Origin of the sequence: Acinetobacter sp. FDAARGOS_559 (genome assembly GCF_003940475.1) — a bacterium.
Classification (GTDB): Bacteria; Pseudomonadota; Gammaproteobacteria; order Pseudomonadales; family Moraxellaceae; genus Acinetobacter; species Acinetobacter baumannii.
This window is the reverse complement of record NZ_RKJG01000005.1, coordinates 4177213-4197088: the sequence shown is the minus strand read 5'-3', so window position 1 is coordinate 4197088 and position 19876 is coordinate 4177213. Positions and strand designations below refer to the sequence as shown.

Sequence of the window (19876 nt, the reverse complement as noted above, 5' to 3'; positions counted from 1 at the left end):
CTTTATGAATAACTAACTAAAATTGGCTCCTTTAAGCTCAATTTTTTGGTACCATTCACCATTTGATTCTGTCTAAATTTTCTTTGTCTATGACTTCTTCTTATCGTCAACAACTTCAAGCTAAAATTGATCGCATTACTACTCAATTTTCTGAATTTACACCGCCTACATTAGAAGTGTTTGAATCGCCTGAACAACATTTCCGTATGCGTGCTGAATTTCGTATCTGGCATACAGAAAATGATATGTTTTATGCCATGTTTGAACGTAATGACGATGGCAAGCAAAAAACCGTTGTACACATAGATGAGTTTCCTATTGCAGATAAAAGCATTAATGACTTAATGCCACTTCTTTTAGCAGAACTTAAGGCCAACTCTTTACTTTCTCAGCGTTTATTTGAAGTTGACTTTCTCGCAACTTTAAGCGGAGAAATGTTAGTTACCTTGATTTATCACCGTAAGCTTAATCAGGAATGGGAACAAGCAGCTAAAGCACTTGCTGAAAAATTAAATATTAAAATTATGGGCCGTAGCCGCGGCCAGAAAATTGTTATTGGCGATGACTTTGTTGTAGAAGAATTTGAACTTTTAAACCGTTCATTTAAATACAAACAAATCGAAAGTAGCTTTACACAGCCTAATGCACAAGTTTGCAAAAAAATGCTGCAATGGGCATGTGATGCAGCTGAAGGATCAAAAAAACACCTGTTAGAACTTTATTGTGGTAATGGTAATTTCACACTTCCACTCTCTTTAAAATTTGAAAGAGTGCTTGCAACTGAACTTGCAAAATCATCAGTTTATGCGGCGCAGTGGAATATCGAACAGAACCAGATTGATAATATTCAAGTAGCACGTCTCTCGGCTGAAGAGTTCACTCAAGCCTATCAAGGTGAACGTGAATTCCGCCGTCTACAAGAAGCAGATATTGATATTCAAAGCTACGACTTCGATACGGTATTCGTTGATCCTCCACGCGCAGGAATTGACAATGAAACTTTAAAACTATTGCAGGGCTTTGAACGTATTATCTACATTTCATGCAACCCCGACACTTTATATGAAAATTTAAAAACGCTCACTCAAACTCATCGCGTTACTAAGTTTGCTTTATTTGATCAGTTCCCTTATACGCATCATGTAGAGTCTGGTGTCTTACTTGAGAAGATTTAAACAAAATTTTTCAATGTAACCCTATTTTATAAGGAGATTAAATATCTCCTTATTTTTCAAGGTGTTTTAATTAAGTATTTAAATTTAAAAAAAATATCAAGTCATCTATTCGTCATAATTTCGTTTAACTCGACCATTACTATCGAAAATTCTCTAGTTCAACTGGTGGATTTATCACATATAGAGTCTTGTATTTTAATTTATATTGGCTATATTTCGAGCTATGTTAGGTTGTATATGAAGGCTCTATGAGTTTTTGGCAAAAGCTGTTCTTGGCAGATCAACAGCATAACGAGCATAAAAACCAAACTGCTTGTGTTGAAAATGACTGCTCATGTAAAACTAATGAACAACTTCTAAGTGCGCTTGCGCAAGCGACTGATGAAGATGTCATTAAGGGAATCAAGAAAGTTCTTATTTCCCGTGGTTATAGCCGAAAAGAGTTAAATGAACTCACTCAAAAACCATCTATTCATTAATTAAAAAGCCAGTCTTGTACTGGCTTTTTTATATTTTACTTGGGTCTACAATCTGCCTGATCCACCCATCCAATAATAGGTCCCATATTAAATCTTTTATCATTTCGATTATTCTTGTGCAAATATAAACTAGAGATAGAACCGTCAAGGTATAGAGCTTGCTCGACTTCAAGATTTTTTTGGAAGAACTGAGCAAAACTATAGAAATTCACTCTATTTTTAGATATCACAAAATACAACTTATTATTTTTTATACCTACCCCATTACGTATTTTCTTTGAATCGCTATTTGCTAGGAATAAGGGATTTATTTTGCCATTAATCACTAATATAGGGCCGGACTGCGTAGCATAATCGGGTTGAAAAACTTTTGCTTTATATTGTTCAGTTGTCAATATAACGGCTTGTTTGTCATTCCATGCTAAAACTCCATTAGGCTGCAAAAAGAAGTTTCCCCAGCCTTTATCTTCATTTAAAGGCTGGTTCTCTCGTCCGTTTTCAATATATAGTCCTACTGGAGAAAAACCGGAATGGAACATGCCTCCATTCATCGCAAAAGTAAGCTGTTCACATGCTTTAAGTTGATATTGAATATTGTCGAAACTTTTATAATATTGATCAGTTTGCGGATTTTTCAGAAATAAGCGTAATTGTTCTAAATTAGAAATTTCAATTACTTCAAACTGATCATCAGTAGTATTTCTAATCTGTCGATACTCTAGTGCTAAAGCGGATTGTGTAAAGATTATGAAGTTCACGATACACAGTACTAGTATTTTCATTAATGCCAAACCTTAGATGTCATTTTATTTTCATAAAGACACTTTATTAAATAAAAATGTTTGAAGTGATATATACCCGAAAGTCGCTTATTCCACCTAATCAATACACTAGAACACAACTATATTCGTTATAATAGTCACAGCTTTGTATAAAAGTGATTAAACTTTATTGGATCAGCGTGAATATGCAACAAACAAATAAACGCTACCCTTTAGGGGCTCATCTTATTGTAAAACATCTCGGCTATAGCCATCATGGTATCTATGCTGGGAGAGGTCGAGTTATTCATTATTCAGGCCTCGCACATTTCATCAAAAAACGGCCCATTGAAATCACTTCCCTAGATGCCTTTTCTCATGGCAAAAAAATTCATGTACGTTCTTATGATGCACCACGCTACAGAGGAAAAGTTGTTGTACGACGTATGCGTTCACGTATGCATGAAAACCATTATCATTTGATTATTAATAATTGTGAGCATTTATGCAGTTGGGCGATTACTGGTATCGAAAGTAGTACTCAAGTTGAGCGTATGATGCATCGTTTAACCACCATTGGTTACGTGAGTTCAATCATGAGCTATATGAATGGCATGATGCTAACCGTAGCAACCACCTGCTTTGCTCTTGTTCTTTATATTAAAAAGAAATTACGTGATCAGGCAAAAATGAATATTCCGACTTATCAATTTCTAAGAGAAAAAGCCGAAAAAAGAAATATAGACCCAACCTCACCTTTAGTCTTTATAGAACCAGATAAAAAAGAAACTATCTAATTAAAAAAGTCCTCAAGTTGAGGACTTTTTTAGAAAACTTACAACTTATTTTTTAGCTGCACTAGCCGCAGTTGCTTCAGTTGTAATGTTTACAGTGATCTTATCACCTACATTCGGCACATAGTTACCTAAACCAAAGTCAGAGCGATTGAACGAAGTTGTCGCGTTAAAACCAATCGCTGGAACTTTTGCCATTGGGTGCTCGCCTTGCTTATTTAAGACAGCATCAAGTACAACTGGCTTAGTGATACCTTTAACAGTCAAATCACCAGTAATTTTGAAATGCTTTTTGTCTTTCGTTTCTACTTTCGTACTTTTGAAAGTAATGTTTGGGTATTTAGCCGCATTAAACCAAGCTTCTTCTTGGAACTCTTTATCTAAAGCAGGTACATTGGTATTCACACTGCTTAAAGGAATGGTCACATTTACAGATGAGTTTGCTGGTTTAGCATTGTCAACTTTAATTACACCTTGGATGTCCGAGAAGTTAGCACTTGGAGTTGAAAAGCCGAAGTGATTCCACGAGAAAACAGTAGCTGTGTGTGTTGGATCAATTTTATAGTCCACTGGTGCAGCTAATGTAACTGTACTTGCCAATGCTACTGCTAAACCGAAGCTTAATGTTTTAAGATGCATTTTTCGTATCCTTTATTGATATAGTCGTTAGTGTATACATCAAGTAATTTAATTCACTATTCTTTATAAAACGATATGTTTCATCCATGCAACAATAAAAGCGTTACAGTTGTTATTCAAAAACCATATTATAAAGTATAGGTATTCTTCTATTCGAAGCTTTCAGATTTATTAATTTTTACTACGATTTTATTGATAAATAACAAGGTAAAACATGGTTAACACTGCCCAAGCACAAAGTACTTCAACTCCTTATCGAGTAACACTTACCGATCCTTCGGGTCATCAATGGTTTGCAGATGAACCCACCGATAAAGGTGGACAAGATACAGCTCCAAATCCGGTTCAGCTTTTATTATCGGCTTTAGGAGCTTGCACTACAATTACACTAGAGATGTATGCAAATCACAAAGGCATCAAAATTGAGCATGTACAAGTTGATTTAGCATTAAATCCAAATGGTGATCCAGAAGCAGGTCAAAATAATATTGAGCGTAAAATTACTCTAAAAGGTGAATTTACTGAGGATCAGCATAAAAGATTATTAAAAGTTGCTGAAAACTGCCCTATTCATAAGCTTTTAACGTCTAATATTACGATCCAAACTGAGCTTAACATTTAAATACTCTATAAAAAAAGCGCCCCAATCGGGACGCTTTTTATTCTGCTCAAAAGATTAAGCAGTTAACTCTTTTACCGCAGCAACTACAGCCTCAGTTGTAATACCGAAGAATTGGAACAAGTCTTTTGCTGGTGCTGACTCACCATAAGTTGTCATACCGATTACTTTGCCATCCAGACCAACAAACTTCCACCAGTAGTCAACGTGAGCAGCTTCTACAGCAACACGTGCACGAATATGAGCTGGTAATACTGCTTCACGATATGCAGCATCTTGTTTCATGAACTCTTCTGCACATGGCATAGAAACAACGCGAACACCTTCAAGTTGAGCATAAGCTTCCATTGCTAAAGAAACTTCTGAACCAGTAGCAATAATAATTGCTTTCAACTCACCTTTCTCTTGAGCAAGAACATAACCACCTTTTGCCGCATTTTGGATTTGCTCTTCAGTACGCGTTTGGAATGGTAAGTTTTGACGAGAGAAAATAAGTGCTGTAGGGCCATCTTTACGCTCTAAAGCAGATTTCCACGCAATTGCTGTTTCTACAGTATCAGCAGGACGCCAAGTATTTAAGTTTGGTGTGCCACGTAAAGAAGCAATTTGTTCAATTGGTTGGTGTGTTGGACCATCTTCACCTAAACCGATTGAGTCATGTGTATACACATGAATCACGCGCTGTTTCATTAATGCAGACATACGTACCGCATTACGTGCATATTCCATAAACATTAAGAACGTTGCAACGTAAGGAATGAAGCCGCCATGCAATGCAACACCGTTAGCGATTGCAGTCATACCGAACTCACGTACACCATAATATACGTAGTTACCAGCCGGGTTTTCTTGAACGCCTTGGCAACCTTTCCAAAGTGTTAAGTTAGAACCTGCCAAGTCCGCAGAACCACCTAATAATTCAGGTAATAAAGGACCAAATGCTTGTAATGTGTTTTGGCTCGCTTTACGAGTTGCTACAGTTTCAGCTTTAGCATTTGTTTCACGAATAAATGCATCTGCTTGAGCTGAAAATTCTGCTGGTAAGTCACCGCTAATACGACGAAGTAACTCAGCTGCTTCCGTTGGATATTTTGCTTGGTATTGAGCAAATACTTCATTCCAAGCTGCTTCAGCTTCATTACCTTTTGCTTTAGCATCCCATGCAGCATATACATCAGCAGGAATAACAAATGCTTCTTCAGTCCAACCTAAAGCTTCACGAGTTAAGGTAATTTCATCTTTACCCAGCGGTGCACCGTGACAGTCTTCTTTACCTTGCTTGTTTGGAGAACCTAAGCCAATAATTGTTTTACAAATAATAATCGTTGGTTTTTGAGTTTCTGCTTTAGCTTCAACTGTTGCTTGACGAATCGCATCAGCATCGTGGCCATCTACACGAAGAACTTGCCAACCATAAGACTTGAAACGCTCTTCAGTGTCATCACTGAACCAGCCTTCTACTTCACCATCAATCGAAATGCCGTTGTCATCATAATAAGCAATCAATTTACCAAGCTGTAAAGTACCTGCTAAAGAACATACTTCATGAGAAATACCTTCCATTAAACAGCCATCACCTAAGAAACAATAGGTAAAGTGATCAACTACTTTTAAGTCATCTTTATTAAACTGAGCAGCTAAAGTTTTTTCTGCTAATGCAAAACCAACAGCGTTCGCAATACCTTGACCCAAAGGACCTGTCGTTGTTTCAATCCCTGGAGCGTAACCATATTCAGGGTGACCAGGAGTTTTTGAGTGCAATTGACGGAATTGTTTTAAATCTTCAATTGAAAGATCATAACCTGTTAAATGAAGCAAAGCATATTGCAACATTGAACCATGGCCATTTGATAAAACAAAACGGTCACGGTTTGCCCATTGTGGATTATTTGGGTTGTGATTTAAAAACTCGCGCCAGACGACATCAGCAATATCTGCCATCCCCATTGGAGCACCCGGATGCCCTGAGTTTGCCTGTTGCACAGCATCCATTGCCAATACACGAATTGCGTTTGCAATACGACGTTCGTTTAAAGGGGTCGTCATAGATCAGAATCCAATTTTAATAGATTGATGAAAAGAAGAAGATGAATAACCATTCAATGCCGCTATATTGTCTTAAAAAAATGCCTAGGGGTAAACCCCAACACTGTATATTTCTTTATTTTTAACTATTTCTTGGTTACTCAAAAAACATTTAGATTCTTAAGCTGTGTAAAACAATAGTATTTATACTTATTTCCATACTCAACGATTGTAAGCTTCTTCCTCTTAATCAACATATAGAGTTGTATTTATTTTCTTTATTTATAGCTTTCACTTCATAGTCTAAATCTTCTTGATTAATATTTAACAAAATCAAATGTTTAAAATTTAAACATTTTATTAAAACTCTAATATAAAAATGATTAATTTTTATCTATCTATATCAATTTCCCTGATACACATATCAATTAAAACATCGTAGAAATGAAAGAAATTCATGCTTTTTAGTCAGTATGAACTGGTCCTCAAGCTCAAGTCGATGTAACATATTATGTCTTTTTGAAATAACCAAGATAGGACTTTCATGCGCGAGTACGCTGTTTTTACCTCGGAATCTGTAAGCGAAGGTCATCCCGATAAAATGGCCGACCAAATTAGCGACGCTATTTTGGATGCAATCTTAAAAGAAGACCCATACGCACGTGTTGCTTGTGAAACACTGGTAAAAACAGGCGCTGTTGTACTTGCAGGTGAAATCACAACAACTGCGAATATTGATGTAGAAGCTGTTGTTCGCCAAACTGTTAACGGTATCGGCTATCACCATTCAGATTTAGGCTTTGATGGTTCAACTTGTGCTGTAATCAACATGATTGGTAAACAATCACCAGAGATTGCACAAGGTGTAGACCGCCAAAAACCTGAAGACCAAGGTGCTGGAGACCAAGGTTTAATGTTTGGTTATGCAAGCCGTGAAACCGACGTGCTTATGCCAGCCCCTATTTCTTATGCTCACCGTTTAATGGAACGCCAAGCTGAACTTCGTCGTTCAGGCGCATTACCATGGTTACGTCCAGATGCAAAAAGTCAGGTAACTTTTGCTTATGAAAATGGCAAACCTGTACGTTTAGACGCAGTAGTACTTTCTACACAGCATGATCCTGAAATTACTCAAACTCAGCTTAAAGAAGCTGTAATTGAAGAAATTATTAAACCGATCATTCCTGCTGAAATGTTCCATGCAGCAACTAAATTCCACATTAACCCGACTGGTATGTTTGTTATCGGTGGGCCTGTGGGTGACTGTGGTTTAACTGGCCGTAAAATCATCGTTGATACTTATGGCGGTATGGCTCGTCACGGCGGTGGTGCATTCTCTGGTAAAGATCCATCTAAAGTAGACCGTTCAGCTGCGTATGCTGGTCGTTATGTAGCTAAAAATATTGTTGCTGCTGGTCTTGCGGACAAATGTGAAATTCAGGTGAGTTATGCAATTGGTGTTGCAGAGCCAACGTCTATTTCAATCAATACTTTTGGTACTGCAAAAGTTTCTGATGAGTTAATTATCCAGTTAGTACGTGAACATTTCGATTTACGTCCGTTTGGTATTACTCGCATGCTTAACTTAATTCAACCTATGTATAAACAAACAGCTGCTTACGGCCACTTTGGTCGTGAAGGTTCAGATACTGCATTTACATGGGAAAAAACTGATAAAGTTGAAGCACTTAAAGATGCCGCAGGCCTTTAAGCTGATTATATTAAAAGCCCGCTCTTTAGCGGGCTTTTTTATTATTTTTGTATTTGATTAAAATTAAACAACAGCCCCTTCAACATACATTATTTAAAGGCATGTAGTGAGTATTAAGCAATATTATTGTTTTGTGCTCTTATCACCTTCATTTAATACATCTAACAGAGTCGATTGCACAGGTGTGTCTTGATGATTCTGGATATAAAGATGAACAACTTTGAATACGACAACAACTGCTAGACAAGCCATCACACAAAACATCCATAGGCCATATGGACTACGAATATGGTGTGAACCGCAATATGGACATGATTTATCAGTTGATGCCACAACTTTGTCGCAACAAGCACAATGATATTGATATAGCATAGGTAACCCTCCTTCCCTCACTTCAACCGTTGTTGTTTTAATAGGTTTGCTACATTTTTAAATTTATACATCCTTTATATTTATCCTATGTGAAATGAAAAGATAATTCAATCTGAATGAACAATCCGTTCAAATTTCAAATATTTAATTTATACAAAGAGATAGACTAAATATTATTTTTTTAGCACTATTTTTCTTATTTTGATATTTTGTTGAATTTGTTAAAATAGAAATATATTTTATTTTCTAAGCGAATTTATGACACAGCTCATTAATAAAGGTGGCTTTCGTGAAAGAGCCAATAGAAGCCGAAAATATCAACAATCTGAAAACAAGCAAGTAGCTCTGCCTTCAAACCAGTATCAACCTCAAACTAAGCTCCAAGATAATCAAAATGAGATGATTCAAGCAAAAGCAAGTACTGCTGAAACTTCAGATGATTAACTGTTATAAATTAAAAAGGGCCTAAATCTTTTAGATTTAAGCCCTTTTTTTTATAATGGATTAATTAATCTTTATTTTTATGCTCAATTTTCTTGTGGTCTGGAGTAACTTCTCTCGCTTCGCCATCAATAACACTTGAATCATGATATTGGCTACCACCACCTTGTTGATTCTGCATATCCTGCATTTGACGCATTAAATCTGCAAATGGGTTTTGACCAGCACCTGCACCACCCATGCCGCCCATCATTTTATTCATCATGGCTTGCTGACGTTTTGCCAGTGTTCTCATTGCAATATTACGAAACGCAGTTTGTACGCCCGGAATAAGAATTAAGAGCGCTAATACATCCGATACCAAACCTGGCAACATTAATAAAAAACCAGCAAAAGCATAAGCTAATTTTTTAGTCACAGTCGGATCATTACCCAATTGTCCAGTCATCTGCATTTGTTGTAATTGCGGCATAATACCAGCCGTACTATTACGAATAAGCGTTAGACCAATAAAGAAAGCAATAATGAACCAGAAAAACACATACCATCCACTGATGAACTGTGCTACGCCAATCCATACGGCAATTTCAACAATCGCGCCCAGAACCACAATAAGAAGTAAATTCATGTAAAACTTTATCTATCTCAAAAAGAAAATTCATTGCAGTTGTTACTACTTAACTAAACTCATCCATTTTTCATTTGAAATCATGGATTAAATTTAGTTGCGAAGCTTAGACAATGTTTTTGTTGTAACCTAAAATCATAGCTAAACTAAGGTTCTGCAATACTATAAATAAGACTGATTCTAACTTAATAAAACAGTCATACTCTATTATTAATGAGTGCTATATCAACTTTATCAAGTGTTTTTTCTACAAGATTGCAATTTTTTCATGAATTGGCCGATGCTTTTATCTATTAGCAGCTTTTTTATAAAATTTAACTTACATTTTTGATATCTAATAATTGATCTACTCAAGTTACATTAATTAGCTAAACTTCAAATTCAATCGTAAAAATCCTAATACCTCGATCGCTTCGGTCGCACTGCAACATAGTATTAATGCCAACCTTGTCAGTCGTTGGATCAGGATCTTCAGCCATCATGAGGGTGCCGTGCAGGATCCTACTCATGTGAATCCAGCATTTATTGCTTTGCCTTACACTGCTGCAATCAGCCAACCTATTGATGAGAGGATCACGTTGTGTATCACCGTGCCTCATACGAATAATGATATTCAGCTAAAATGGCAGACATCAGAAATACCTGCCTTGGCAGAATTACTCAAGGCACTGGCAACATGATCCGTATCAATGAAATTTGGCTCTCTACCCAGCCCATGGATATGCGAGCAGGAATGGATACTGTCATGGCTCAGGTGGTGAGAGCCTTTGGCTACATCAAACCGCATTGCGCCTACCTGTTCTGTAATAAACGTGGTCATCGTATGAAAGTGTTGGTACATGATGGACTGGGCATCTGGCTGTGTGCCCGGCGTTTGGAACAGGGTAAATTTCACTGGGCTCAAGTTCACCAAGGTGAAACCGTGGCCCTCAGCCCGGAACAGTTACAGGCATTAATCCAAGGTTTGCCCTGGCAGAGAATTGGATTGCAGCAAGTGGTGAATATGCTCTAAACCAAGCTCGACCATTCTGCCATCCTCCAAACGTTCTATTTCATTCTCTTCATGACCTCAGGCATACTGCGGTCATGAATACGCTGCCTGACTTAAGCCAACTGACCCATGAACAACTGCTGGAATTCACCAGACAGTTGGCGATGCAGCATCAGTCTCTAGCACAATCAAACCAACAATTGGATGCCAAAGTTCAACATCTTTCTATTCTCAATCAAAAATACGAGCATGAACTGGCGCTGTTTAAAAAGCACAAATTCGCCCAAAAGAATGAACACTTAACGGCAAAACAAATCCACCTATGGGATGAAGCGGTTGAAGAAGATATTGCTGCTGTTGATCTGGAATTAGAACGATTAAATGCAGATAAAACCGATGCAGCGACACAGAAAGCCAAAACCAATAAACCTAAACGTCGACCACTGCCAGATCATCTACACACCATCCGTATTGAGCATGAACCTGCATCAACCCAATGCACTTGTGGATGCCAACTCCGTCGTATCGGCGAAGATGTCAGTGAGAAACTGCATTTCAGACCGGCACAGTTCTATAAGGAACAGCATGTGCGTGGTAAATGGGTCTGTGATCAGTGTGACACTCTGACTCAGCAAGCGATGCCCGCCTATGTGATTGATAAAGGCATTGCTTCACCTGAATTGCTCAGCCATGTGCTGGTATCGAAGTATGCCGATCATTTGCCGCTGTACCGTCAACGTCTGATCTATCAGCGGGCGGGAATCGAACTTTCTAGATCAACTTTATCTGACTGGATAGGTCGCTGCGGTGTAGAACTGGAACCTCTGGCCAATGCCTTAAAAGAGGTGGTGCTGCAACAGCGGGTGCTGCATGCAGATGAAACACCGGTCACCATCATGCGGATGGGTGAGAATGAGAAAAAACCGAAGAAAGGTTATGTCTGGGCCTATGCCACCACACAGTACAATCCAGTTCAGGCGGTGATCTATGACTTTCAGGATAGTCGTTCAGGCCAGCATGCTGCAGAGTTCTTGAAAGGCTGGCAGGGCAATCTAGTCTGTGATGATTACAGTGGTTATAAAGCACGCTTTAAATCAGGCCAGGTCATAGAGGTCGGCTGCATGGCCCATGCACGTCGTAAATTCCATGAACTGCATGTGACCGGGAAAAGTCAGGTCGCTGAACAGGCATTGGTGCTGATTCAGAAACTGTATGCGATAGAAGCAGAACTCAGGAAAAAGACCGATGGTACAGCGGAAGACCGCCGCGAATACCGACAACAGCATAGTCAACCAGTGATGCAACAACTATATGAATGGCTCAACCAACATCATCTGACAGTGCCATCGAGTTCTCCCACCGCCAAGGCCATCAATTACACTCTGAAGCGTTGGCCAGCCTTAAGCCGCTATCTGGATGATGGCAATCTACCGATATGCAACAATTGGGTAGAGAATCAGATGCGTCCCTGGGCGTTGGGGCGCAAGAACTGGCTGTTTGCAGGTTCGCTGCGCAGTGGTCAGCGAGCGGCAAACATCATGACTTTAATCCAGTCAGCAAAGCTGAATGGGCTGGATCCGTATGCCTATTTAAGTGATGTGCTGAAAAGGTTACCGACACATAAAGTGACCCAGATTGAAGAGTTACTGCCGCACTGCTGGAAACCTAAATCGAATTAAAAAATAGGTATGGGATTCAGCGGACGCTTACATTCAATCTTATAAGTCTTATGAACATTAAAGCACTCTTACTTATAACAAGCGCTATTTTTATTTCAGCCTGCTCACCTTATATAGTGACTGCTAATCCAAATCACAGCGCTTCAAAATCTGATGAAAAAGGAGAGAAAATTAAAAATTTATTTAACGAAGCACACACTACGGGTGTTTTAGTTATCCAACAAGGCCAAACTCAACAAAGCTATGGTAATGATCTTGCTCGTGCTTCGACCGAGTATGTACCTGCTTCGACCTTCAAAATGCTTAATGCTTTGATCGGCCTTGAGCACCATAAGGCAACCACCACAGAAGTATTTAAGTGGGACGGGCAAAAAAGGCTATTCCCAGAATGGGAAAAGGACATGACCCTAGGCGATGCTATGAAAGCTTCCGCTATTCCGGTTTATCAAGATTTAGCTCGTCGTATTGGACTTGAACTCATGTCTAAGGAAGTGAAGCGTGTTGGTTATGGCAATGCAGATATCGGTACCCAAGTCGATAATTTTTGGCTGGTGGGTCCTTTAAAAATTACTCCTCAGCAAGAGGCACAGTTTGCTTACAAGCTAGCTAATAAAACGCTTCCATTTAGCCCAAAAGTCCAAGATGAAGTGCAATCCATGTTATTCATAGAAGAAAAGAATGGAAATAAAATATACGCAAAAAGTGGTTGGGGATGGGATGTAGACCCACAAGTAGGCTGGTTAACTGGATGGGTTGTTCAGCCTCAAGGGAATATTGTAGCGTTCTCCCTTAACTTAGAAATGAAAAAAGGAATACCTAGCTCTGTTCGAAAAGAGATTACTTATAAAAGTTTAGAACAATTAGGTATTTTATAGAGTTAGTTTATAGCCCGGTTCACTTTTACCATTTTGATCTGGGCCATTGCTATTTTAAAACTGCTAATCTATCCATCCACTGGTTCAAATGGAGTATTCAAAATTAATTGGTAAAAAGCAGCGTCAAGCCATTGCCCAAATTTAAAGCCCACTTGTTTAAAAGTACCAGCGTGGGTAAAGCCCATTTTCTCATGAAGGCCTATACTGGCTTGATTTGTCGCATCAATACAACCAATGAGCACATGAAGTTGAGCCTGTTGAGCACGTTGAATTAACGCTTGCATTAAAACTTTACTTAGACCACAGCCACGATGTTCATGATGAATATAGATACTATGCTCAACCGTATATTTATAAGCTGGAAACGCTCTAAATGTTCCCCAACTAGCAAATCCTAATAACTTACCTAACTCATCTACTACCCCAATGACAGGGAAACCATTTTCTCTTTTTACCGAAAACCATGTTTTCATTGAATCAAGTGAACGGGGAACATAGTCATACAATGCGGTAGAGTTAACAATCGCATCATTTAGAATTTCTAATATTGCTACCGCATGCTCTGCTTCATTACAATCAATTAAACGGAAATTAGAATCGAGGGAATAGTTCATAAAGATTCCTTAAGAGCGGGCACCAGTTGATTAGAAACGACTAAAATATAACGAGCAACTTGAGCTGAATGATTACTGTATATGACAGGTTGATCTAATTGCATTGCCAAGCAATCCCCTTGACCTAATGCATAAGAAGTTTCACCTAATTGAATTTCAATTTTCCCTTCAACGACCCAAAGCTGCTGCTGTACCACTCTAGAGCTTTCATTAGTTTCATAAGTAATTCGAGAATGAGGCGGAAATTCAATTTCAACAATCTGGAAGGGTAATTTTAAGTTCGGAGGTGAAACTGTACGGCGTATATAGCCAGTTTCCGGATCTCGCCACTCAGCTTGTTCATTCCGACGAATAAGCGGTTGAGATGATGAATTCCCTGCTTCATTCGTAAAAATTTGAGTTAAAGGTACTTCAAGACCATTTGCTAGTTTTTCAAGAACAACTGCCGTAGGACTCGTTTCTCCTCTTTCAATTAAAGAAATAGCTGAACGGCTAACTTGGCAACGGGCAGCTAATACATCTAAAGTATATCCACGTGCTAAACGCAGCTCTCGTATTCGATGTGCAATCCTTATATTGATATCATCCATTAAAGAAGCTCAATTCCATCATTATAGATAAGTATTCCATTAAAATAGAATTACATCAAATGATTTCAAACTCTTCATTATGAATATATGGAAAATTGGGTGGACAATATAAATCTTTAGGATTAAAAACCGAAAAATAACCATTCATAGCAGCATTCTTTAAATTACTCATGCAGAACCGATTTGGCTATGTAACAATACCCTCTAAACTATTTAAGTAAGTCTTCACATGCCATTGATTATTGGAATTGATCCAGGTTCACGCTTAACAGGTTACGGAATCATTGAAAAAGATGGTAGTAAACTACGTTTTGTTGATGCCGGTACAATCCGAACGGAAACTCAAGAGATGCCAGAGCGCTTGAAGCGTATTTTTGCTGGTGTTGAACGAATTGTGAAATTTCATGGTCCTACTGAAGCTGCGGTCGAGCAAGTCTTTATGGCACAGAACCCCGACTCTGCCTTAAAACTTGGTCAAGCCCGTGGAGCTGCTATAGCCGCTTTAGTGAATTTAGATTTACAAGTTGCAGAATATACTGCACGCCAGATTAAACAGTCTGTAGTGGGATATGGTGCTGCCGATAAAGAACAAGTACAAATGATGGTGATGCGTTTACTTAACCTGACCATTAAACCTCAAGCCGATGCAGCCGATGCTCTTGCTGCTGCAATTTGTCATGCCCACGCTTCAGGAAGTATGAGCAAACTAACCGTCTTGAATGCCTTAGGTGGTATGGCTCGTGGACGAAGTCGCTCTAGTAGCCGTAGACGCTAAAGTTTTATTGTTTATTGATTTACTACTTGAGTAATTGCTTGATTCATCTCATAAGCTTGTAAACCGCGCATGCCTTGTTTGGCAAGTTGGTCACCTGCCTGAGCATGGAGAGTTACGATCTCATGTAGGGTAACTGCTTTGTGGAACTGGGCTTTTAAGCTTGCAATCATGCCCGCCAACACATCTCCCATTCCACCAGTTCCCATACCTGCATTACCTTGCGTACAAATATACAAGTTATCTTCTAAAATTAAGCTGCCTGCTCCTTTAAGCACCCACTGGCCTGCATATTTTTGCTGCAACGCATAAATCGCAGCAATTCTGTCATTTTCAATTTGCCAAGTAGAACAACCAAGTAATGTAGCGGCCTCCCCCGGATGAGGTGTTGCATAAATATGTAAACTCAATTTTTCAGGCTGCTTTGCGAGAAACCATAGGGCATCTGCATCTAATACAACTTCTAAATGTGAAGTCTGATTTAAATAATTAAACCACTGTTGATAGATTTGGTGTGCCCACTCATCACGGCCTAATCCCATTCCGAAACATACTGCATCAACCTGAGATAAAATTTCTTTAATACCGTTTTCATCGAAATCATTAATATCACGAAGCATAATATTAGGAGCTCGCGACAAAATAGCCTGATGGTGGTTGCTATGACAAACCACTGTCACTTTGCCTGCACCCGCATGAAAAGCAGCTTCAGCAGCCATAATAACAGCCCCACCCATTTGCTCATGTCCACCTATCACCAAAACATGCCCATAACTTCCTTTATGTCCAAAAGCCAAACGTTTAGGAAGTTTGATATGTGTTGGCGTCAAGTAAGCAAGAGGTTTCAGCTCTTGGTCTATTGGTATTAAATTAATTAAATGAATTTGTCCTGCATATTCTTTGCCTTGGCCTGTAAATAATCCTGCTTTAAGCCCTAAAACAGTAAATGTATGATCAGCCCGTATTGCACAAGATAAGGTAGAGCCAGTATTTGCATGTAAACCACTTGGTATATCAATCGAAATTTTTAGCCCAGCTTGCCCATTAAATTGTTGAATAGCGTGTTGCCAATAACCGTTTAATTCACGGTTTAAACCAATCCCAAACAACGCATCAATATGGCAATCAAAGGTTTTACTCACCTCAAAACCTTGGTGAACCTGAACATCATTTTTTTTCGCAAAATCGACAGCATGGTGTAAATCAGTTGATTCACCCAAATCAGCCGCAAATATTTCAACCTGAAACCCAGCTTTTTTGAGATAGCTTGCTATAAAATAGCCATCACCAGCGTTATTGCCCTGTCCGCACCAAACAGCAATATTCTTAAAATTTTGTTTTTGAAAAAGTACAATAAGTTGTTGAGTGATTGACCAAGCTGCTTGTTGCATTAAGCCTAATGAGGAGTTTTGCGCAGCAAACCAACGTTGCTCCCATGCCTGGATATCTTGGCTATGGTAAACTACCGCCTGCATATTCTTATCCTCTTGCATTTTTCGGTTTATGACATCTTCCAACACATCACGCATTGCAGTGCAACAAATTGATCCACATGAATTAAAAGCATGGATCAAAGCTCAAGCATTAGACTTGGGTTTTGCTGATTGTGTCATTGCCAAACCAGATGCTCAAGAGCAAATGCCATGTTTTTTAGAATACCTTGAACGTGGTTATCATGCAGATATGACCTATTTAGAAGAAAATCTGGAAAAGCGAGCAGATCCAACTTTATTGGTGCCAGGAACAAAAAGTATTATTTGCGTACGTATGAATTATTTGGTGGAATCGCCAAAACCACGATATGTACCTTTCGAACCAAACTCTGCGATTATTGCCCGTTATGCTCGTGGTCGTGATTACCATAAGGTGATGCGTGGCAGATTAAAAACGTTAGCCACACGTATCCGTGAAAAAGTGGGAGATTTTGAATCTCGCCCTTTTGCAGACTCGGCACCTATTTTTGAGAAATCATTAGCTGAAAGTGCTGGGATGGGCTGGACAGGTAAACATACTTTACTCATTCATAAAAAGTCAGGTTCATTCTTTGTCTTAGGTGAACTATTTACATCACTTGACTTACCTTTTGATGAACCTGCTACTTCTCACTGCGGTTCTTGTAGTGCGTGTATTGATATTTGCCCGACACAAGCGATTGTCGAACCTTATATGTTAGATGCTAGACGCTGTATCGCTTATCTCACCATCGAATATAAAGGAATCATTGCAGAAGAATTACGTGCAGGCATTGGTAACCGGATATTTGGTTGTGATGACTGCCAATTAATTTGCCCGTGGAATAGTTTTGCTAAAACAGCGTCTATTCCCGATTTCAATCCTAGACATGGTTTAGATAATATTAGTCTGCTTGATATTTGGCAGTGGGACGAAGCTACTTTTTTAGCCAATACAGAAGGCAGCCCAATACGACGTACAGGTTATCAATCCTTCAAACGTAATATTGCTATCGGTTTAGGCAACGCACCGTACTCAAAAGAAATTGTAGATCAGCTAAACAAAGGCAAAAGTTTACATGACGAAATCGTCAATGTGCATATTGATTGGGCAATTGAACAGCAACTTAATCAACTTTAGCTATCAAATTAAAAAAATGATGTTTTTTGCCCTATAGCTTTAATACGAATTCTGTATGATTATGTACAGTGAATTAATGCCATCATCATGGATATGACAATGACTCTACGTAATGATTGGACTCGTGAAGAAATCCAAGCTCTATATGAACAACCTTTTTTGGATTTAGTTTTTAAGGCTCAACAAGTACACCGTGAGCACTTCACTGCCAATACAATTCAGGTCAGCACCCTTTTATCTATTAAAACGGGTAAATGTCCTGAAGATTGCAAATATTGCTCTCAATCTGCACATTACGATTCAAAATTAGAAGCAGAAAAACGTATTGCTGTTGAAAAAGTAATTAGCGAAGCAAAAGCTGCAAAAGATTCAGGTTCATCTCGTTTTTGTATGGGTGCTGCTTGGCGTAACCCTCATGAGCGCGATATGCCTTATGTTTTAGAAATGGTACGTGAAGTTAAAGCACTAGGTATGGAAACCTGTATGACTTTAGGTATGCTTAATCAATCACAAGCAGAACGCCTAAAAGATGCTGGTTTAGACTATTACAACCATAACCTTGATACATCTCGCGAGTATTATTCCCACATCATCAGCACACGTACTTTTGATGATCGTTTGAATACTTTAGATTATGTACGTCAAGCTGGCATGAAAGTATGTAGTGGCGGTATTGTTGGTTTAGGTGAGAGCCGTGAAGATCGCATTGGTTTGTTACATGAATTAGCAACCTTACCTATTCATCCAGAATCTGTGCCAATCAACATGCTTGTTCCAATTGAAGGTACACCATTAGCTGATGTTGAAAAACTAGATGTTATTGAATGGATTCGTACTATTGCGGTAGCACGTATTATTATGCCGCATAGTTATATTCGTTTATCTGCTGGTCGTGAATCTTTAAGTGACTCAGATCAAGCTTTAGCATTTATGGCGGGTGCAAATTCTCTGTTCTCTGGTGATAAATTACTTACGACGCCAAATGCAGGTGAAGGTAAAGACCAAGCGTTATTTAATAAATTAGGGTTAACAGCTGAAAAGCCAAAACCAACTGTTTCTGATTTATCAGTCGATGCGATGAGTGCTTAACCTCAGCAAAAACTGAAAAGCCCTGATCATTCAGGGCTTTTTTCATTTATACAGAAGTGACTAATATTCCATAAGTAGCATTCAGAAAGGTTCCAACTCGAATAATATCCCTACCTGCCGCATGTGTAACCGATAATTCTTGGCTCAATACATCAAAGTGAAAAGATTCAAAAACATCTTGATGGTGTAAGAGCCAAATCACTGTATCTGCTATATTATCATCTGCAATATAAGTTAAGGCTTTAAAGTCTTTACTCATAAATAACTCTTAAAAATAAATTTTATGAATTCTATATGAGTTCATTCTACCTTAAAAGAAAATCTAAGCAGCCTTCGGATTCACTAATGAACGCCCCGACAATAAGCTTGTTAACGCTTTAGGTGAAAACTCTAAAGAAAGTACATGATTCTTTAAATTGATTGAGTGGCTACTAATCAATGGTAAAAGCCCCTCTTCTGTTTCTAGAACATACTCATCCGCAATGTTTAGAATACCTTCTAGATTTGTTGTGCTAGAGGCTAGATCGTGGCTAAAGACATCATAAATTATTTGTAAATTAAACGTCGTATTCTGTTCAGTAGGATGTTTGAGTAAATAGTCTTTTAAAAACAAGACTAATTTATGAGCAAAGAAAAAATAATTCGGTTTATACGTGTATTTCATGTTGTTCATGGAACCAAACTCCAGATGATCTTTTATTGAATTACAACTAAAACACTAGGAATTAAACCTTAAAATTTTCTTAAAAAAATAAATATATTTACACGATATATAAAAATTAATTTTAATAATAAAAATCAACCAGTTAATTTATTCAAAAATATATAATTTATATAAAATTACAATAAAAAAATCAATTCTTAAAAATTAAAAAACTTAAATGAAAATTATTATCAAATTAATTTAAATAAAATAATTTCATGATGTTTTACCATATGGTATAAATTAAAATAAAAACCGCATTTATCAATAAAAAAATAACCAATCAAAATACATAAAAATATAATGTTATTCTTGTTTTTTACTTGA

23 protein-coding genes are annotated in these 19876 nt (G+C 38.2%); 13 read left to right on the top strand and 10 right to left on the bottom strand.

Annotated features, from left to right (window positions below):
* The first annotated feature begins 89 nt into the window (after positions 1 to 89).
* Positions 90 to 1175, top strand: coding sequence for a tRNA (uridine(54)-C5)-methyltransferase TrmA (gene trmA, locus EGS71_RS21805; protein ID WP_000204669.1), 1086 nt, complete (start codon positions 90 to 92; stop codon positions 1173 to 1175).
* Positions 1176 to 1423: 248 nt separating this feature from the next.
* Positions 1424 to 1654 (top strand): hypothetical protein, encoded by a 231-nt coding sequence (locus EGS71_RS21800; protein ID WP_000011679.1) that lies wholly within the window; start codon positions 1424 to 1426, stop codon positions 1652 to 1654.
* A 35-nt stretch (positions 1655 to 1689) separates the two neighbouring features.
* Here EGS71_RS21800 and EGS71_RS21795 read toward each other — a convergent pair whose 3' ends face one another.
* Complete coding sequence (locus EGS71_RS21795) at positions 1690 to 2436, bottom strand: phosphodiester glycosidase family protein (protein WP_000699306.1); 747 nt, start codon at positions 2434 to 2436, stop codon at positions 1690 to 1692.
* A 185-nt stretch (positions 2437 to 2621) separates the two neighbouring features.
* On the opposite strand from EGS71_RS21795, the gene EGS71_RS21790 reads away from it, so the two are divergent.
* On the top strand, positions 2622 to 3212 hold the full coding sequence (locus EGS71_RS21790) for a lecithin retinol acyltransferase family protein (protein WP_001187976.1): 591 nt from the start codon (positions 2622 to 2624) through the stop codon (positions 3210 to 3212).
* 45 nt (positions 3213 to 3257) lie between these two features.
* On the opposite strand, the gene EGS71_RS21785 is transcribed toward EGS71_RS21790, so the two are convergent.
* Positions 3258 to 3848 (bottom strand): YceI family protein, encoded by a 591-nt coding sequence (locus EGS71_RS21785; RefSeq protein ID WP_000550331.1) that lies wholly within the window; start codon positions 3846 to 3848, stop codon positions 3258 to 3260.
* A gap of 214 nt (positions 3849 to 4062) precedes the next feature.
* Here EGS71_RS21785 and EGS71_RS21780 point away from each other — a divergent pair, with 214 nt between their 5' ends.
* Positions 4063 to 4470, top strand: a complete 408-nt coding sequence (locus tag EGS71_RS21780; protein WP_000248284.1) for an OsmC family protein — start codon at positions 4063 to 4065, stop codon at positions 4468 to 4470.
* 54 nt (positions 4471 to 4524) lie between these two features.
* On the opposite strand, the gene tkt is transcribed toward EGS71_RS21780, so the two are convergent.
* On the bottom strand, positions 4525 to 6513 hold the full coding sequence (gene tkt, locus EGS71_RS21775) for a transketolase (RefSeq protein ID WP_000211068.1): 1989 nt from the start codon (positions 6511 to 6513) through the stop codon (positions 4525 to 4527).
* A gap of 523 nt (positions 6514 to 7036) precedes the next feature.
* On the opposite strand from tkt, the gene metK reads away from it, so the two are divergent.
* Entirely contained in the window at positions 7037 to 8203 is a 1167-nt protein-coding gene (gene metK, locus EGS71_RS21770; protein WP_001209544.1) for a methionine adenosyltransferase, read from the top strand.
* Positions 8204 to 8326: 123 nt separating this feature from the next.
* Here metK and EGS71_RS22590 read toward each other — a convergent pair whose 3' ends face one another.
* Positions 8327 to 8575 carry a hypothetical protein gene (locus EGS71_RS22590; RefSeq protein ID WP_000966850.1) on the bottom strand — a complete coding sequence of 83 codons (249 nt, stop codon included), beginning with the start codon at positions 8573 to 8575 and terminating at the stop codon, positions 8327 to 8329.
* A gap of 258 nt (positions 8576 to 8833) precedes the next feature.
* Here EGS71_RS22590 and EGS71_RS21760 point away from each other — a divergent pair, with 258 nt between their 5' ends.
* Positions 8834 to 9019: a hypothetical protein gene (locus EGS71_RS21760; protein WP_000192623.1), complete on the top strand. Its 186-nt coding sequence runs from the start codon at positions 8834 to 8836 to the stop codon at positions 9017 to 9019.
* Between the two features lie 64 nt (positions 9020 to 9083).
* Here the strand turns inward: EGS71_RS21760 and EGS71_RS21755 are convergent, their stop codons facing one another.
* On the bottom strand, positions 9084 to 9644 hold the full coding sequence (locus EGS71_RS21755) for an FxsA family protein (RefSeq protein ID WP_001050730.1): 561 nt from the start codon (positions 9642 to 9644) through the stop codon (positions 9084 to 9086).
* Between the two features lie 407 nt (positions 9645 to 10051).
* On the opposite strand from EGS71_RS21755, the gene EGS71_RS22855 reads away from it, so the two are divergent.
* The 4 genes from EGS71_RS22855 (at position 10052) to EGS71_RS21735 (ending at position 13189) form a co-directional block, all read left to right on the top strand.
* Positions 10052 to 10324: an IS66 family insertion sequence element accessory protein TnpB gene (locus EGS71_RS22855; protein WP_227548262.1), complete on the top strand. Its 273-nt coding sequence runs from the start codon at positions 10052 to 10054 to the stop codon at positions 10322 to 10324.
* Entirely contained in the window at positions 10321 to 10656 is a 336-nt protein-coding gene (tnpB, locus tag EGS71_RS21745) for an IS66 family insertion sequence element accessory protein TnpB (protein ID WP_000619347.1), read from the top strand. Before EGS71_RS22855 ends, tnpB begins: the two co-directional genes overlap by 4 nt.
* 74 nt (positions 10657 to 10730) lie before the next feature.
* Positions 10731 to 12314, top strand: coding sequence for an IS66-like element ISAba25 family transposase (locus tag EGS71_RS21740; protein WP_001094424.1), 1584 nt, complete (start codon positions 10731 to 10733; stop codon positions 12312 to 12314).
* A gap of 50 nt (positions 12315 to 12364) precedes the next feature.
* Positions 12365 to 13189 (top strand): OXA-51 family carbapenem-hydrolyzing class D beta-lactamase OXA-64, encoded by an 825-nt coding sequence (locus tag EGS71_RS21735; RefSeq protein WP_001021788.1) that lies wholly within the window; start codon positions 12365 to 12367, stop codon positions 13187 to 13189.
* A 68-nt stretch (positions 13190 to 13257) separates the two neighbouring features.
* Here the strand turns inward: EGS71_RS21735 and EGS71_RS21730 are convergent, their stop codons facing one another.
* On the bottom strand, positions 13258 to 13803 hold the full coding sequence (locus EGS71_RS21730) for a GNAT family N-acetyltransferase (RefSeq protein ID WP_001109743.1): 546 nt from the start codon (positions 13801 to 13803) through the stop codon (positions 13258 to 13260).
* Entirely contained in the window at positions 13800 to 14393 is a 594-nt protein-coding gene (locus tag EGS71_RS21725) for a helix-turn-helix domain-containing protein (RefSeq protein WP_000340963.1), read from the bottom strand. Before EGS71_RS21725 ends, EGS71_RS21730 begins: the two co-directional genes overlap by 4 nt.
* A 229-nt stretch (positions 14394 to 14622) precedes the next feature.
* Between EGS71_RS21725 and ruvC the strand changes: the two genes are divergently transcribed.
* Positions 14623 to 15168 (top strand): crossover junction endodeoxyribonuclease RuvC, encoded by a 546-nt coding sequence (ruvC, locus tag EGS71_RS21720; RefSeq protein ID WP_001128330.1) that lies wholly within the window; start codon positions 14623 to 14625, stop codon positions 15166 to 15168.
* 11 nt (positions 15169 to 15179) lie between these two features.
* Here ruvC and EGS71_RS21715 read toward each other — a convergent pair whose 3' ends face one another.
* Complete coding sequence (locus EGS71_RS21715; protein ID WP_001149470.1) at positions 15180 to 16640, bottom strand: bifunctional ADP-dependent NAD(P)H-hydrate dehydratase/NAD(P)H-hydrate epimerase; 1461 nt, start codon at positions 16638 to 16640, stop codon at positions 15180 to 15182.
* Between the two features lie 28 nt (positions 16641 to 16668).
* On the opposite strand from EGS71_RS21715, the gene queG reads away from it, so the two are divergent.
* Both queG and bioB read left to right on the top strand, forming a co-directional pair.
* Positions 16669 to 17757, top strand: a complete 1089-nt coding sequence (queG, locus tag EGS71_RS21710; protein WP_000204455.1) for a tRNA epoxyqueuosine(34) reductase QueG — start codon at positions 16669 to 16671, stop codon at positions 17755 to 17757.
* Positions 17758 to 17856: 99 nt separating this feature from the next.
* Positions 17857 to 18846: a biotin synthase BioB gene (gene bioB / locus EGS71_RS21705; RefSeq protein ID WP_000175360.1), complete on the top strand. Its 990-nt coding sequence runs from the start codon at positions 17857 to 17859 to the stop codon at positions 18844 to 18846.
* A gap of 46 nt (positions 18847 to 18892) precedes the next feature.
* On the opposite strand, the gene EGS71_RS21700 is transcribed toward bioB, so the two are convergent.
* Both EGS71_RS21700 and EGS71_RS21695 read right to left on the bottom strand, forming a co-directional pair.
* On the bottom strand, positions 18893 to 19105 hold the full coding sequence (locus EGS71_RS21700; RefSeq protein ID WP_000030989.1) for a hypothetical protein: 213 nt from the start codon (positions 19103 to 19105) through the stop codon (positions 18893 to 18895).
* A gap of 63 nt (positions 19106 to 19168) precedes the next feature.
* Complete coding sequence (locus EGS71_RS21695) at positions 19169 to 19519, bottom strand: hypothetical protein (protein ID WP_001061889.1); 351 nt, start codon at positions 19517 to 19519, stop codon at positions 19169 to 19171.
* Positions 19520 to 19876: the final 357 nt, after the last annotated feature.

Bases quoted from the DNA above. Each gene is read 5' to 3' on its own strand.
- trmA (WP_000204669.1), top strand. From the start codon at position 90: ATGACTTCTTCTTATCGTCAACAACTTCAAGCTAAAATTGATCGCATT.
- EGS71_RS21800 (WP_000011679.1), top strand. From the start codon at position 1,424: ATGAGTTTTTGGCAAAAGCTGTTCTTGGCAGATCAACAGCATAACGAG.
- EGS71_RS21795 (WP_000699306.1), bottom strand. From the start codon at position 2,436: ATGAAAATACTAGTACTGTGTATCGTGAACTTCATAATCTTTACACAA.
- EGS71_RS21790 (WP_001187976.1), top strand. From the start codon at position 2,622: ATGCAACAAACAAATAAACGCTACCCTTTAGGGGCTCATCTTATTGTA.
- EGS71_RS21785 (WP_000550331.1), bottom strand. From the start codon at position 3,848: ATGCATCTTAAAACATTAAGCTTCGGTTTAGCAGTAGCATTGGCAAGT.
- EGS71_RS21780 (WP_000248284.1), top strand. From the start codon at position 4,063: ATGGTTAACACTGCCCAAGCACAAAGTACTTCAACTCCTTATCGAGTA.
- tkt (WP_000211068.1), bottom strand. From the start codon at position 6,513: ATGACGACCCCTTTAAACGAACGTCGTATTGCAAACGCAATTCGTGTA.
- metK (WP_001209544.1), top strand. From the start codon at position 7,037: ATGCGCGAGTACGCTGTTTTTACCTCGGAATCTGTAAGCGAAGGTCAT.
- EGS71_RS22590 (WP_000966850.1), bottom strand. From the start codon at position 8,575: ATGCTATATCAATATCATTGTGCTTGTTGCGACAAAGTTGTGGCATCA.
- EGS71_RS21760 (WP_000192623.1), top strand. From the start codon at position 8,834: ATGACACAGCTCATTAATAAAGGTGGCTTTCGTGAAAGAGCCAATAGA.
- EGS71_RS21755 (WP_001050730.1), bottom strand. From the start codon at position 9,644: ATGAATTTACTTCTTATTGTGGTTCTGGGCGCGATTGTTGAAATTGCC.
- tnpB (WP_000619347.1), top strand. From the start codon at position 10,321: ATGATCCGTATCAATGAAATTTGGCTCTCTACCCAGCCCATGGATATG.
- EGS71_RS21740 (WP_001094424.1), top strand. From the start codon at position 10,731: ATGAATACGCTGCCTGACTTAAGCCAACTGACCCATGAACAACTGCTG.
- EGS71_RS21735 (WP_001021788.1), top strand. From the start codon at position 12,365: ATGAACATTAAAGCACTCTTACTTATAACAAGCGCTATTTTTATTTCA.
- EGS71_RS21730 (WP_001109743.1), bottom strand. From the start codon at position 13,803: ATGAACTATTCCCTCGATTCTAATTTCCGTTTAATTGATTGTAATGAA.
- EGS71_RS21725 (WP_000340963.1), bottom strand. From the start codon at position 14,393: ATGGATGATATCAATATAAGGATTGCACATCGAATACGAGAGCTGCGT.
- ruvC (WP_001128330.1), top strand. From the start codon at position 14,623: ATGCCATTGATTATTGGAATTGATCCAGGTTCACGCTTAACAGGTTAC.
- EGS71_RS21715 (WP_001149470.1), bottom strand. From the start codon at position 16,640: ATGCAGGCGGTAGTTTACCATAGCCAAGATATCCAGGCATGGGAGCAA.
- queG (WP_000204455.1), top strand. From the start codon at position 16,669: ATGACATCTTCCAACACATCACGCATTGCAGTGCAACAAATTGATCCA.
- bioB (WP_000175360.1), top strand. From the start codon at position 17,857: ATGACTCTACGTAATGATTGGACTCGTGAAGAAATCCAAGCTCTATAT.
- EGS71_RS21700 (WP_000030989.1), bottom strand. From the start codon at position 19,105: ATGAGTAAAGACTTTAAAGCCTTAACTTATATTGCAGATGATAATATA.
- EGS71_RS21695 (WP_001061889.1), bottom strand. From the start codon at position 19,519: ATGAACAACATGAAATACACGTATAAACCGAATTATTTTTTCTTTGCT.